This is a genomic window from Bacillus cereus group sp. Bce041, assembly GCF_052646455.1.
In genome coordinates this window covers 234,008-248,338 of the sequence record NZ_JBQXON010000003.1, presented here as the reverse complement: position 1 = coordinate 248,338, position 14,331 = coordinate 234,008, and the positions used below count along the sequence as shown (strand labels likewise).

Genomic DNA, 14,331 nt, shown 5'->3' with positions numbered 1-14,331 from the left:
AATTAACATATTGAATACATGTCCAAAAATCGCTAGAAAACTAGGGATTTTTTTAATTATAGGCAAATACACATACAAAGTGATAATTGTCCTACATAAATTATAAAGGAAAGATACTTTGAATCTGAGGAAAGGAGTGCCACTTCGGGATAGGGATATCCCGATAGTAATTGTGAATGAAGTTATGAAAAGGTTTTGTGTTATAGGCTGTAGGATGAATTTGTAAACTTCATTTTTCTATTTATTTTAGCAATTGACAGTATTAACCCATAAGAGAGCGTCATGACGAACTGATTAGTGTGGTTAATCGGTTCTTTTTTTATAGTTTAAAACTGAAAAGTTTACATAATGAATAGGAATCTGAATTGATTAGTAAGGTGGGTGTCGAAATTTGTTTTAAAATATGCAATTTAAAGTAGGATAATAGGAAGGAGTTTAACGGGAGTTCCGTCGAAGTGTACAGAATGTCGGCATTTAAGGACAGTTGGCATTATGCTATAAAAACATTTGGTGATGTAGTCATTTCATATAAAAAGGAGGGTTATTTGGGCGTATAGAAAAGGGTTGGTCTTCGGTTTTTTAGTTCTGAATTTTCTGTTTTATAAAAATTTTTAAGCACTCATTTGTATATTTTATAATAGTTTTTTGATAAATTCACTGCTTTTGCAGAGGATTCTTTTTTATGAAAGAAACGTCAATTTTCTTCATATATATATACAAATTGGAGAAATGGGGGAGCGCTATGCGCGATTACTTAATTAAACCACTTGTTGGTCAGCCGTATCCAATGATTTCACATGGAAAAGGTGTTTATTTGTATGATCAAAATGGCAATAAATATTTTGATGGTTCGTCAGGAGCAATTACGGCAGGTATTGGGCATGGCGTAAAGGAGATTGCAGACGTTATTAAAAAGCAAGCTGAGGAGATTGCTTTCGTTTATAGATCACAGTTTACGAGTGAACCAGCTGAAAAATTAGCGAAGAAGTTAAGTGATTTAAGTGTAGGAGATTTGAACTGGAGTTTTTTTGTAAATAGTGGCACGGAAGCGAATGAAACAGCTATGAAAATTGCAATTCAGCATTTTCAAGAGCGAGGTATTCAAGGGAAACATAAAATTTTATCAAGATGGATGAGTTATCACGGTATTACGATGGGTGCTTTATCGATGTCTGGGCATCCACTACGTAGACAACGTTTCGTATCTATTTTGGAAGATTATCCGACTATACCAGCTCCATATTGTTTCAGATGTCCTGTTCAAAAGGTATATCCAACTTGTCAGCTGGCATGTGCGACTGAACTAGAAAGATCAATTGAAAGAATTGGTGCAGAGCATATTGCTGCTTTTATTGCTGAGCCGATTATCGGAGCAGCTGGAGGCGCGGTTGTTCCGCCGAAAGACTATTATAAAGTCATTAAAGAGATTTGCGACCATTACGATATTTTATTTATTGCGGATGAAGTAATGACTGGGCTCGGTCGTACTGGAGCATGGTTTGCGATGGAGCATTGGGGCGTAGAGCCGGATATTATGACACTTGGTAAAGGGTTAGGAGCGGGATATACACCGATGGCAGCGACAGTTGTAAGTGATCGTGTTATGGAACCAATATTACGTGGATCACGTTCAGTAATGAGCGGTCATACGTTAAGTGCAAATCCATTGTCTGCAGCAACGGCTTTAGCTGTTATTGAATATATGGAGAAACATAATCTTCCTGAAAAAACAGCAGAAAAGGGAGAGTATTTAATAAAAGGCTTACAGAAAGTTCAGCAACAATCGACAATCATTGCTGATGTGCGCGGAAAAGGGTTGCTAATCGGGGTAGAATTGCAACCGTTTACAAAAGCGTCAGAGCTTATTTCAGTTGCAGCTAAAAATGGTCTGCTGTTATACCAAGCAGTTTCAGGGCAAGCAGGAAAAGAAGATAGTGCACTGCTTGTAGCACCGCCAATGACAACTACATATTCCGAGTTAGATGAATTACTTTCAATTTTCTCTAAAAGTGTGGAAGAGATGATGCAAAAAGGAGGGCATAGTATCGCATGACAACTATTACAAATACATTCGGTAAATTAAAAGAAATTGAGGAAGTAATTTCTTTGTTCCATGATGATATGACATTGATGTTTGGGGGATTTGGAGGGATTGGATCCCCTCCATCTTTAATACAGGCAATTTTAGAAAAAGGCGTTACAAATTTAAATTTAATTGGAAATGACACTGGATTTCCTGATGTAGGTATCGGTCGTCTTGTTACAAATGAAAGAGTTAAATCAATAATTACTTCTCACATTGGCTCCAATCCAAATGCAGGAAGGCAACTAAACGAGGGAAGGTTACAAATTGAGTTTTCTCCGCAGGGAACATTAGCAGAGCGTATTCGCGCTGGTGGCGTTGGTCTTGGTGGTGTTTTAGTTGATGTTGGTGTTGATACGATTGTGGAAGAGGGAAAACGAACAGTTGAAATGAATGGTAAGACCTACTTAGTTGAAACAGCATTAACTGCTGAAGTTTCAATTGTATATGCGAAAAAGGCAGATCCGTTTGGTAACCTTGTATTTGACAAAAGTGCACGAAATATGAATCCCCATGTAGCTATGGCTGGGGATATAACAATTGTAGAAGCAGAAGAAATAGTCCCGCTTGGAAGTTTAGATCCAGAGGAAATTGTCGTTCCAGGTGTTTTCGTAAATTATATTGTACCGTCGGAAGGAGTGAACTGGAAATGGGTATGGGCGTAGAAGTGAGGGATAAGATTGCTAGGCGTGCGGCGAAAGAAATACAAAATGGTATGATTGTAAATTTAGGTATTGGCATACCATCGCTTGTACCAAATCATTTGCCTGAAGATATAAATGTTATGTTTCATGCGGAAAATGGAATCGTCGGCATGGGACCAACGCCAAGTAAAGGGAATGAAGATGAAAATTTGTGTAATGCAGCAGGTTTACCAACTTCTCTTATAACAGGAGCGAGTTATTTCGATAGCTGCACAGCGTTTGGGATGATTCGAAAAGGTTTGCTAGACATAACGATTCTTGGTTCATTACAAGTAAGTGAAAATGGTGATTTAGCAAACTGGATTGTACCTGGAAAACGTGTTCCAGGTATTGGTGGAGCAATGGATTTAGCACAAAAAGCGAAGCGGGTCGTTGTTGTGATGAATCATGTTGATAAGTACGGAAATGCAAAAATTGTTTCAGAGTGTACATTGCCATTAACTTCAAAGAAATGTGTAGATTTAATTATTACTGATATGGCAGTCATGGAGGTAACTCCGAGTGGACTTATATTACAAGAATTAATGAGCCCATACACAGTAGAAGATGTAAAACGACATACAGAAGCTGATTTTCAAATTAGTTCTAACTTACTAGTAATTGAATGAAGGGAGATGTAATATATGGAGCAATTAAAAAAGCAAGTTTGTGATTATATTGAGAGCCATGAAGAGGAAAGTGTGAAATTTTTAAAACGATTAATTCAAGAAAAGAGCGTATCTGGTGATGAAAGCGGTGCGCAGGCAATTGTGATTGAAAAATTACGTGAATTAGGTTTAGAGCTCGATATATGGGAGCCTTCTTTTTCTAAAATGAAAGATCATCCTTATTTTGTATCACCCCGTACAAGTTTTTCAGATAGCCCAAATATTGTAGCAACTTTAAAAGGAAGTGGCGACGGGAAATCTATGATATTGAATGGGCATATTGATGTAGTTCCAGAAGGGGATGTGAATCAGTGGGAACATCATCCTTATAGCGGTGAGAAAATCGGAAATCGTATATATGGCCGTGGAACGACGGATATGAAGGGCGGAAATGTCGCACTTATGCTTGCGATGGAAGCGATTATTGAATCTAACATTGAATTAAAAGGAGACATCTATTTTCAAAGTGTAATAGAAGAGGAAAGTGGCGGAGCAGGGACATTAGCAACTATATTACGAGGATATAAGGCAGATGGTGTCATTATTCCGGAGCCTACTAATATGAAGTTTTTCCCGAAACAACAAGGTTCCATGTGGTTTCGTCTACGTGTAAAAGGGAAAGCTGCACACGGTGGAACGCGCTATGAAGGGGTTAGTGCAATTGAAAAAAGTATGTTTGTTATAGAACATGTAAGAAAGCTAGAGGAGAAAAGAAATAGTCGAATTACAGATCCGTTATTTAAAGAAATTCCGATTCCAATTCCAATTAACATTGGGAAAATTGAAGGAGGGAGTTGGCCAAGTTCTGTTCCCGATGAATTAATTTTAGAAGGAAGATGCGGTGTTGCGCCGAATGAGACTATAGAGGCGGCAAAAGAAGAGTTTGAGAATTGGATTGCTGAATTAAATGATGTGGACAATTGGTTTGTTGAAAATCCAGTAGAAGTAGAATGGTTTGGAGCGAGATGGGTTCCTGGTGAACTAGAAGAGAATCATGAACTCATTACGACACTTCATCACAACTTTGTTGAAATCGAAGGGAACGAACCAATTATTGAAGCATCTCCGTGGGGGACTGATGGAGGTTTATTTACACAAATTGCAAACGTACCAACAATAGTATTTGGTCCAGGAGAGACGAAAGTAGCACACTATCCAAACGAATATATAGAAGTTGATAAAATGATAGCTGCCGCAAAAATTATTGCATGTACATTACTAGATTGGTGTGAGGTGAAAAAATGAAATACTATGAATCTTTTAGAGAACAGACGAATTGTTATACAGTAGAAGGTGTTTTAGATTATTTTAATAAGCGTATTCGGGTAGATCACTATACAGGAAATGTTGAAAGTATTATACAGACAATTGACGAACTAGCAGAGAAACATTCTTTCACTAAATGTATTATTAAAGGAAAGGGAGAGCATGTTTCAACATGGCTCTCTTTCGGTTTTTTGTTGGAAGCAACGATACCTCATTATTTTCAAGGACACGATGCATACTTTTTTGTGAAATATAATAATGATGAAAGACGAAATAGTATGCATTGGATTGAGGAAGATACTATATTAAGCGGTGTAAAAGGAAAAGAAATAAAAGAAAAAGTAGTTCCAGAGAAATTTTTGCTGAGAAAAGCGACTGAAGAAGATGCAGAAGAATTAGCAACTGTATTCGGAAAAGTATTTGAAGTGTATCCGACACCTTTAAATGAAGCGAGTTATGTATTACAGACGATGAAAGAAGACGATACAATTTACTACGTGTATGAATTTGAGGGGGAAATTATTAGTACAGCATCTGCAGAAATGAACATAAAGGAAGGGAATGCAGAATTAACGAATTGTGCTACTTTACCTGAATACCGTAAACATGGATTTATGAAAAGTTTACTAATTAAATTAGAGGAAGAACTTCAAGAAAGATCTATTTTCTGCTCCTATACAATTGCTCGATCGCTTTCTTTCGGAATGAATGCTGCCTTTCATCAATTAGGCTATACGTATACAGGAAGACTGGCGAATAATTGCTACATTTTCGATAAGTTGGAAGATATGAATATATGGGTGAAAGATCTATCTAGCTATTCGAAAGCAGTAAAACTTCCGCCTCAAAATTTGGCTGTAAAGCAAAACAGTTAGGTGGAGCTGGGTGTTTGAAAAAGCCGTACTAATTAGAGTTTCGAGTTATCTAATGAAAATATAAAATTGATTAAAATTATAGAACGGAATCGTCATGCTTACAATCGCACATAGGTGTGCCGAAAATTCGGCATGTAATTGCTGGATTTTCGGCAAGAGGGGGGATGACATTGCTAGCAGTTTCGACACAAGAAGTCATTGAAGCGATTTTGGGCAGTATTGATGAGGCTATACACGCTGTAGATGAAAATGGAATTACAATATTTTATAATTCTGTAGCTGCAAAACACGATGGATCGAAGATTGAAAAAGTGTTAGGGAAACATCTGTTAGAAGCGTTCCCGTCTTTATCAAGGGAAACGAGTACATTGATGAAAGTACTAGATACAAAAAAACCTATCGTACATCAGGTACAACATTATCAAAATTTAAATGGTGAAGATGTTTGTACAGTAAATACGACGTTACCTATTTTTATAGATGGGAATATTGCTGGGGCTGTTGAAATTGCAAAGGATTACTCTACAATTCAAAAGCTTACTGACACAATTGTTGACTTACAGTCGAAAATAAAGCGATCATCTAGAAAAAAAGTGATTAAAAAGCACGCTGCATTTGAGACGATAGTGACAAATGATACACGGTTTAAACAGACGAAAGAGTTAGCACAAAAAGTAGCACCAACAGACGCGAATGTTTTAATATATGGTGAAACAGGAACAGGAAAAGAACTGTTCGTACAAGCAATTCATGAAGCTTCTAAAAGAAAAAACAAGCCATTTATTGCACAAAACTGTGCAGCTTTACCAGAGTCGCTATTAGAAAGTTTATTGTTTGGAACGACAAAAGGAAGCTATACGGGAGCGATTGAAAGAGCTGGGCTATTTGAACTTGTTGATGGTGGTACATTATTTTTAGATGAACTGAATTCAATGCCTCTTGATTTGCAGGCAAAAATGTTACGAGTGTTAGAAGATGGAGTCATTAGAAGAATTGGTGATAATAAGACGAGAAAAGTAGATGTTCGTGTTATTACCGCGATGAACCAGCCTCCAGAAATATGTTTACGAGAGAATAAAATTCGCACTGATTTATATTATCGCTTAAACGTATTTTCATTATATATCCCACCGCTTCGTGAAAGAACTGAGGATGTACTATTATTAGCATCTTATTTTTTGAAAGAATATAATAAAAGTTATAAAAAAGGTGTACTTCAAATTGATGAGGAAGCGAAAGATAGACTGCAAGCTTATCAGTGGCCTGGAAATGTACGGGAGTTAAAACATACGATTGAACATGCTGTTATTATTGCAGAAGGGAATACATTAACAGCCAATTGTTTACCACGTACATTTCGGAAAGAGAAGTTTTCGAAGAAGAAGGGTATAATGCCACTTAGAGAAGCACTTCATCAAACAGAAAAAGAATTAATAGATCAAGCGTTGATTGAAACGGAAGGGAATATATTACAAGCCGCAAAAATGTTGGGTATCCCTCGTCAAACGCTTCAATATAAACTGAGCAAGTACGACAAAACCGCCGAATAATCGGCGGTTTTTGTGTGTTTGCACCAATAAAAGAGCGTTTACATATATAAAAAGTAATGAATATGATGTTAAGTATTGATTTCATACAACGCTTAAAAATATTTTTTCGCTTATGTAATAGGGTTCTCCGCACATTTACTTATCAACAATGTAAAGTTGGCATAACTATTGCTTATATAAAGGATGAGCGTATAAAAAGGGGGAATAGCAATGTTACATGATGTATACAAACCAAATCGTCACTGGAAGGATATCGAATTATGGAAAGATGTTACTGAAGAGCAATGGAATGATTGGGTTTGGCAATTAACGAATACGATCAAAACGTTAGATGACTTAAGAAAAGTAATTAACTTAACACCTGAAGAAGAAGAGGGCGTTAAAATTTCAACGAAAACGATCCCGTTAAACATTACACCGTACTATGCTTGGCTAATGAATCCTGATGATCCACGCTGTCCGATTCGGATGCAATCAGTACCGATTTCGGAAGAGTTATATAAAACAAAATATGATTTAGAAGACCCACTTCACGAAGACGAAGATTCACCAGTTCCAGGGCTAACACATCGTTATCCGGACCGTGTACTATTCTTAGTAACAAATCAATGTTCTATGTATTGTCGTTACTGTACACGTCGTCGTTTTAGTGGACAAATTGGAATGGGTGTACCGAAGAAACAATTAGATGATGCAATTGCTTATATTCGTGAAACGCCACAAGTACGAGATGTATTAATCTCCGGTGGTGACGGACTTCTAATTAACGATAAAATTTTAGAATATGTATTAAAAAATTTACGAGAGATTCCGCATGTTGAGATTATTCGTATCGGAACGAGAGCACCAGTAGTATTCCCACAACGTATTACAGAAAACTTATGTAACATTATTAAAAAATACCATCCAGTATGGTTAAATACACATTTCAATACATCTATTGAAATTACTGAAGAATCGAAAAAGGCATGTGAAATGTTAGCGAATGCTGGTGTTCCAGTCGGAAACCAAGCAGTAATTTTAGCTGGTATTAACGACAGCGTTCCAATTATGAAAAAACTTATGCATGACTTAGTAAAAATCCGTGTACGTCCATACTACATTTATCAATGTGACTTATCTGAAGGTATCGGTCACTTCCGTGCACCAGTATCTAAAGGTCTTGAAATTATTGAAGGTTTACGTGGACACACATCTGGTTATGCTGTTCCGACATTCGTTGTTGATGCGCCAGGCGGAGGCGGTAAAATTGCACTTCAACCAAACTATTTAATCTCACAAAGTGCAGATAAAGTTGTACTTCGTAACTTTGAAGGTGTTATTACGACGTATCCAGAGCCAGAGAGCTATATTCCAGGAAGAGCGGAAGGATACTTTAAAGAGATTTATCCGAACTACGAAGAAAAACGTTCAGATGTTGGTATCGCAGGTCTTATGAGCGATAAGAAATTTAACCTCGTTCCAGACGACTTACAGCGTATGAACCGTCGTAAAGACTACGAAGATAATGATACTCATGCATCTTTAAAAGATAAACGTGATAAGCGCGATCAATTAAAAGATAAAAAATATCAAGCACAAATGGCTAAGTTAGAAGAAAACGACAAAAAAACTGAGGGTGATGCAGTATGAATTGTATGTGGTGTGACAGTACAGAAGCGAAAGAAAGCTTGAATACTGTATATTGGGAATTACCAGATGGTACGAAAGCCATTGAAATCCAAGAGACACCATGTATTTCTTGTTCCTCGTGCGGGATGGACTATCAATCAGACCATACAGTAAAAGAAATTGAAGATCAATTATTCTTAATTTACACGAAAGATTTACCAAAACAACTAACATATGAAGAATTAATGGGAAGACCGCGTCTATTAAAAAGAAATTATTTCGACTTTTAACCAGCTTTTATGCTGGTTTTTTTCTTTTTTGCCTTGTATAATGTACCCAAGTTAGAAAGGTAGGGAATAATTTTGAAAAAGACATTTTACCATTATATGATGAAGCATCGTGCAGCTTTATTTAGAAATGAAATTTCAGATTTAGCAGAGGCGATGTATGATGATTTAAGTTTTCCGAAGCAATCTGAAGACTATGATGAAATTAGTTCATACTTAGAGTTGAGCGGAATGCTAGAAAGTATGTCTATATTTGATGAAGCCTGGGATTTATATATACAAGATAGATAAAAACTATTTGAAAACATACAGAATACATTACTTTATTTAAAGTGAAGTATTCTGTATGTTTTTTTATTATGAAATTTGTTGATTTAAAGCTAGTCTAGTTACTAGCTTTTGTTTGAGTGTAATGTAAATTTTATAAGATTATAATTTTTATTGAAAAAATTTATGAATATAAGCTTCTGTGATAAGCGTTTTTATGTAGGTTGCATATACTGATATCAAAATCACGACGTCAAAAAAAGGAGAGATAGAGATGGCAAGAAAAAAACAACCTAAATACAACGTAGGGGACATAGTCGTGATTACGCTATATGGAACCGTTGGGAAAATCACAAATATGAAGGTTTTAGATGGAGTTTATGTATACGAAGTCAATAATCACGATGGATTTTACGTAGAGCAAACATTGCAGCACGTTACAGAGCAAGATATGAAAAAGGGCGATACGGAGTGGATTGAATTAAATTATAATTTCACGTTTGGTGATCTTGTGCAAGTAACTGGATATGATAAAGATGTTTTCCGTATTGTTGGTTTTCGTACAGAAGTATGGAGATATAAGAATGACGCATGGGAAGATACAATTTATGAATTGTCACGGATTACGGATGGTGAATGGTTAGAAGCGGATGAATCAGATTTAACGTTACTCGCCAATGCTCAAACGGCAAATGCAATTTTGAAGAAAATGAAACAAGATAAAGCCGGTATGAATAAATTAGATTTAGGAAAGTTAAAGTCAATTAACAACTCGAAAAAAGTGAGTGTTAAGACGAATCGTCAAGAAATCATTGATGGATTACTTGATATTTATAACGATTATCAATTATTGTTCGATACATTTAAAGATGAAGAATATAAAATTGTAATGGATGTTGTTCATAATTATTTAGTTAAATTGACAGAGAAAAAATAGTTAACTAGAAAGAGAGAATAAATTGAACAACAACATATGCAGTATAAGGTATGCCTACAACTATTAAAAAAATAAAAAGCCACTTTATAAGAGAGTCTGCCCATTGATCTTCATGCATGAACTCTTCTTTTGTTTGTCCTACTTCATATTGATTTTCCATTATTATTTCCCCCTTTGAATAGCTTGTACTACAATCGTATGCATCTCGTCCAAAGCTTATGACCTATAAAAAAATAAAATCTATTTTTCTAATCTCATATACATAATTTTGAGATTTTTTCATAAAACAGAAATAAAGGAGTGATGCTCATGAAGGAAATTGAAGTCGTGATTGATACGGAAGAGATTGCGGAGTTTTTTTATGAGCAACTAATTGAAAGAGGGTACGTCCCAAAACGAGAAGAAATTGAAGATCTCGCAGATATTACATTTGAGTATTTATTAGAGAAATGCATGATTGATGAAGTTTTTGATGAAGAGGATGAATGAAAGTAACGACGGGCATAACTCGTCGTTTTTTACTCTTTACAAACCTGTCACAAATATAGTCAATAATTATTGGTATAATGAAAAGGAAATTTTACTCAAGAGGTGAAGGAATGTTCAAAAAAATTATTGATTCTTTATTAGGAAAGAAAAAATATCGTTCGTATTCAAGTAGTGATTATCGTCGTAGAGGGCGCTCGTATTCAAGTAGCGATTATAAACGACGTTCATCTGGTTATGGACATCAACATTATAAAAGAAAACGTAAAAGCCGTAGCTTCTTTTCAAGTAGCTGATGAAATGGCGTCGTGTACTAGCATTATTTGATAGACCACTGCGAAAAAATACAATTGTTGCAGAGCGTTATAAAATTGAATCAGTAATTGGAATGGGCAGTTATGGGGTTACATATGTCGTTAATGATTTACAAATAAATAGATATAAAGTCTTAAAACAATTAAGACAAAGTAAACAAAGATATGAGTCTGGTAGAAAATCATTTGAACAAGAGAAAATGATTTTACAAACATTAAATCATCATGCAATTCCTAGTCTATATGATCATTTCCTATGGGAGAAAAAGAGCTTCTTTGTGATGGAGTACATGCCTGGTAAAAATTTTGAAGATTATATTTTCATAGATGGGTATGTATATACAGAACGTGAAGTTTTTGAGATTTTATATGAAATATTAGAAATTGTATCGGTGTTTCATAGTGAAGGCATTATTCATCGAGATTTACGCATTCCAAACATACTAATGAAAGAAAATCAAATTAGTATTATCGATTTTGGATTGGCTAAATGGAAAGGTGAAGATGATGAGCGAGCTACAACTTACGAAGGTGAACAAGCTTTGATGCGAGAAGTTCACTTTCGTAGCGACTTTTATGCGCTCGGTCATTTCTCATTATTTTTATTATATGCAGGATATGAATCTAATGAAAAACAGGAAAAACCATGGTACGAAGAATTAACTTTGGAACATTATAATCGTGAAATGCTTATGCGAATGTTACAAATAAAAACGCCGTACTATGAGAATGTACAAGATTTAAAACAAGATGTAGCTTCTGCTTTAGAAAGGATGGAGACTCCATGTTTCAAAAGTTTTTAGCAAGCGTTGGTATTGGAAGTGCAAAGGTAGATACTGTTCTTGAAAAAGATGAGTATATTGTTGGGGAAGAAATAGTTGGAAAGGTTCATATAACTGGAGGTTCAGTTAGCCAACAAATTGAAAGCATTTACTTAACATTATCGACGTCGTATGTACGAGAAGTGGATGATAAAAAAGTAACAGCAACATATGATTTAGAGCGAGTACGCTTAACAGAACCTTTTTCTGTAGAACCGAATGAAAAAGTTGAAATTCCATTTTCTTTTCCAATGCCAATTGAAGCACCACTTACACTTGGTATGAAAACGGTTTGGATTCATACAGGTCTTGATATTAAACATAGTATAGACCCAAGTGACCGCGACTACGTTCAAGTGTTACCTAATGCATTATTAAGTAGTGTTTTAGATAGTGTAAATGAATTAGGGTTTAAAGCACGTCATATAGAATGTGAAGAATTACCGCATCGATTACGTAAGCAAGTTCCATTCGCACAAGAATTTGAGTTTATTCCGGTTTCTGGAGAGCATTATGGGAAATTAGATGAATTAGAATTATTAATCTTGCCACGTGCATACGACCGACTAGAAATTATTATGGAAGTAGATAGAAAATCCCGTGGTTTAGCTGGATTATTCGCTGAGGCGCTTGATCTTGATGAGAAGGTGATTCGTTTTACCGTAACAAGAGAAGATATCCCTGAGATGAAGCAAAAAATTAATAATTATATTTTTTAATAAACTATGCATAAAAAAGAAATGGAGAGGAAAACTAAAACAACCGCTCCATTTTTTTGCATAGTGAGGTTATGTATGTGAAACGATATCGACATTTATACTTGCTAAGTTTTACGTTACTCATTTGTTTTGTCGTATTATCACTTTCGTATCATACCGCTTGTATTGAGAACTTTGACAATATAGTCGCACATTTTATTCAAAGCTTTCGAAACGATTATTTGACGACCTATTTTACTTGGGTGTCTTTTATCGGTTCCAAAAGAATATATTTTCCATTACTCATTATTCTTGTAATGTATTTTCTCGTTAGAAAAAAGTTGCTTAGTGCGTTACTTCTAACAATTAATTACTACGGATCTCGTTATTTAAACAGTATGCTTAAACTATGGTACGAACGAGCAAGACCTGATGTTACGCAGCTTGTTACTGCAACTGGATATAGTTTTCCGAGCGGTCATACGATGAATGCTACTGCTTTTTTAGGATTTATTGCATACGTCACAATTACTGAAGAGCGTATTTCGTTGCATAAAAAATTGTTAATTATTCTTATAGCAAGCTTTGTTGTATTATCTATTTCAGTTAGCCGAATATATCTTGGCGTGCACTATCCATCTGACATATTAGCAGGATGGGCAGCTGGCGGTAGCTGGCTCGTTTTATGTGTTATATTCCATAAAACGTTCATAAAAAAAGAACCTATGTCATAATAGGTTCTTTTTTCATTGGCTCAACATGAATGTGTGCATGGTAAATTCCAAATTTTTTGCGCAGCATAGCTTCGATGTTGTCGGTAATACAGTGACTTTCTCCAACATCCATGCGAGCATCTACTTCAATTGTAATATCAACGTACGTTTGATTCCCATACATACGTGCTCGAATATCTACAATGTTTTCCACACCGCCAATATGCTCAATAGCATCAGCGTATTCTTCCATTTTATCAGGATCAATTCCATCTGTTAGCATATGAGAAGATTCTACGAAAATCTCCCATGCAGTTTTACAAATAATAAAACCGACAATTAAAGCGGCAATAGGGTCTAAAATAGGCATTTGGAACTGAGAACCGACAATACCTACTACGGTACCAATACTTACGAGTGCATCTGATAAATTATCCTTTGCAGCGGCTTCTAATGATTTACTTTTTGTTCGTGCTGCAATTTTTTTCGTATACAAATACACGCAGTACATAACGATAGCAGAAAATAAAGCAACCCATGCAGCGAGTACATTAGGCGCTGCTTGTTTCGGATTTAAGAAAGATTGAATGGCACTAATAACAACTTCTAATCCGACTGTTGCCATAATGAAGGACGCAACAAGTGATGCAATTTGTTCGGCACGCGAATGCCCATACGGATGATCTGGGTCACGAGGTTTACGAGATATTTTTAGACCAATTAATATCGCTAAAGAAGCACCAATATCCGTTAAGTTATTTAAACCGTCAGCGCGTAATGCGCTAGAGAGGGTAATATAACTGATGATGATTTTCATAGAGGATAAAAATATGTAGGCCATAATGCTGACAATAGCACCTTTATCAGCTTCTTTATGAGAAAGAGTATCCATTTTAATCACTCACCTTTCTTTAAAGGAATTTCTTTCTATAAATAGAGTATCAAACGAAAGTCGTGTGGGTCTATACAAACATTGTTGACGTTTTATAGCTTTTTAAGAAGGGGATAACAAAGTTTCGTAAAGGAAAAATATGTTGAAAAGTACAAAGTCAAGGTGTGAACCTAATTGGAG

Annotated in this window: 17 protein-coding genes; 15 read left to right on the top strand and 2 right to left on the bottom strand. The window is 35.6% G+C overall.

The window, feature by feature from the left end; genetic code table 11:
• Positions 1-742 precede the first annotated feature (742 nt).
• The 10 genes from ACUN13_RS12815 (at position 743) to ACUN13_RS12770 (ending at position 10,227) form a co-directional block, all read left to right on the top strand.
• Positions 743-2,053 carry an aspartate aminotransferase family protein gene (locus ACUN13_RS12815; protein ID WP_001205882.1) on the top strand — a complete coding sequence of 437 codons (1,311 nt, stop codon included), beginning with the start codon at positions 743-745 and terminating at the stop codon, positions 2,051-2,053.
• Positions 2,050-2,748, top strand: a complete 699-nt coding sequence (atoD, locus tag ACUN13_RS12810) for an acetate CoA-transferase subunit alpha (protein WP_000208102.1) — start codon at positions 2,050-2,052, stop codon at positions 2,746-2,748. The genes ACUN13_RS12815 and atoD overlap by 4 nt, the downstream gene beginning before the upstream one ends.
• Positions 2,733-3,395 (top strand): CoA transferase subunit B, encoded by a 663-nt coding sequence (locus ACUN13_RS12805; RefSeq protein ID WP_000525293.1) that lies wholly within the window; start codon positions 2,733-2,735, stop codon positions 3,393-3,395. The genes atoD and ACUN13_RS12805 overlap by 16 nt, the downstream gene beginning before the upstream one ends.
• 15 nt (positions 3,396-3,410) lie before the next feature.
• Entirely contained in the window at positions 3,411-4,679 is a 1,269-nt protein-coding gene (locus ACUN13_RS12800) for a peptidase (protein WP_000436698.1), read from the top strand.
• Entirely contained in the window at positions 4,676-5,575 is a 900-nt protein-coding gene (gene ablB / locus ACUN13_RS12795) for a putative beta-lysine N-acetyltransferase (RefSeq protein WP_063536286.1), read from the top strand. Before ACUN13_RS12800 ends, ablB begins: the two co-directional genes overlap by 4 nt.
• Positions 5,576-5,739: 164 nt before the next feature.
• The gene (gene rocR, locus ACUN13_RS12790) at positions 5,740-7,125 is read left to right on the top strand and encodes an arginine utilization transcriptional regulator RocR (RefSeq protein ID WP_011110073.1); all 1,386 of its coding nucleotides are present in this window, start codon (positions 5,740-5,742) and stop codon (positions 7,123-7,125) included.
• A gap of 210 nt (positions 7,126-7,335) precedes the next feature.
• The gene (gene ablA / locus ACUN13_RS12785; protein WP_000902142.1) at positions 7,336-8,757 is read left to right on the top strand and encodes a lysine 2,3-aminomutase; all 1,422 of its coding nucleotides are present in this window, start codon (positions 7,336-7,338) and stop codon (positions 8,755-8,757) included.
• Positions 8,754-9,026, top strand: a complete 273-nt coding sequence (locus ACUN13_RS12780; protein WP_000995763.1) for a YokU family protein — start codon at positions 8,754-8,756, stop codon at positions 9,024-9,026. The genes ablA and ACUN13_RS12780 overlap by 4 nt, the downstream gene beginning before the upstream one ends.
• 72 nt (positions 9,027-9,098) lie before the next feature.
• Positions 9,099-9,314: a YozE family protein gene (locus ACUN13_RS12775; protein ID WP_000750717.1), complete on the top strand. Its 216-nt coding sequence runs from the start codon at positions 9,099-9,101 to the stop codon at positions 9,312-9,314.
• Between the two features lie 250 nt (positions 9,315-9,564).
• On the top strand, positions 9,565-10,227 hold the full coding sequence (locus tag ACUN13_RS12770) for a hypothetical protein (RefSeq protein WP_000101499.1): 663 nt from the start codon (positions 9,565-9,567) through the stop codon (positions 10,225-10,227).
• A gap of 4 nt (positions 10,228-10,231) precedes the next feature.
• Here ACUN13_RS12770 and ACUN13_RS12765 read toward each other — a convergent pair whose 3' ends face one another.
• Positions 10,232-10,387 (bottom strand): DUF3930 family protein, encoded by a 156-nt coding sequence (locus tag ACUN13_RS12765; protein ID WP_000431486.1) that lies wholly within the window; start codon positions 10,385-10,387, stop codon positions 10,232-10,234.
• Between the two features lie 149 nt (positions 10,388-10,536).
• Between ACUN13_RS12765 and ACUN13_RS12760 the strand changes: the two genes are divergently transcribed.
• From ACUN13_RS12760 to ACUN13_RS12740, 5 genes are all read left to right on the top strand, one after another.
• Positions 10,537-10,716 (top strand): YozD family protein, encoded by a 180-nt coding sequence (locus ACUN13_RS12760; protein ID WP_000658451.1) that lies wholly within the window; start codon positions 10,537-10,539, stop codon positions 10,714-10,716.
• A gap of 110 nt (positions 10,717-10,826) precedes the next feature.
• On the top strand, positions 10,827-11,009 hold the full coding sequence (locus tag ACUN13_RS12755; RefSeq protein ID WP_000473371.1) for a hypothetical protein: 183 nt from the start codon (positions 10,827-10,829) through the stop codon (positions 11,007-11,009).
• Positions 11,009-11,830 (top strand): serine/threonine protein kinase, encoded by an 822-nt coding sequence (locus ACUN13_RS12750; protein WP_000872063.1) that lies wholly within the window; start codon positions 11,009-11,011, stop codon positions 11,828-11,830. The genes ACUN13_RS12755 and ACUN13_RS12750 overlap by 1 nt, the downstream gene beginning before the upstream one ends.
• Positions 11,812-12,567 carry a sporulation protein gene (locus tag ACUN13_RS12745; protein ID WP_000486622.1) on the top strand — a complete coding sequence of 252 codons (756 nt, stop codon included), beginning with the start codon at positions 11,812-11,814 and terminating at the stop codon, positions 12,565-12,567. The genes ACUN13_RS12750 and ACUN13_RS12745 overlap by 19 nt, the downstream gene beginning before the upstream one ends.
• A gap of 77 nt (positions 12,568-12,644) precedes the next feature.
• Positions 12,645-13,280 (top strand): phosphatase PAP2 family protein, encoded by a 636-nt coding sequence (locus tag ACUN13_RS12740; protein WP_000833370.1) that lies wholly within the window; start codon positions 12,645-12,647, stop codon positions 13,278-13,280.
• Here the strand turns inward: ACUN13_RS12740 and ACUN13_RS12735 are convergent.
• Positions 13,270-14,151 carry a cation diffusion facilitator family transporter gene (locus tag ACUN13_RS12735; RefSeq protein WP_445423811.1) on the bottom strand — a complete coding sequence of 294 codons (882 nt, stop codon included), beginning with the start codon at positions 14,149-14,151 and terminating at the stop codon, positions 13,270-13,272. The genes ACUN13_RS12740 and ACUN13_RS12735 overlap by 11 nt on opposite strands.
• Between the last annotated feature and the right edge of the window lie 180 nt (positions 14,152-14,331).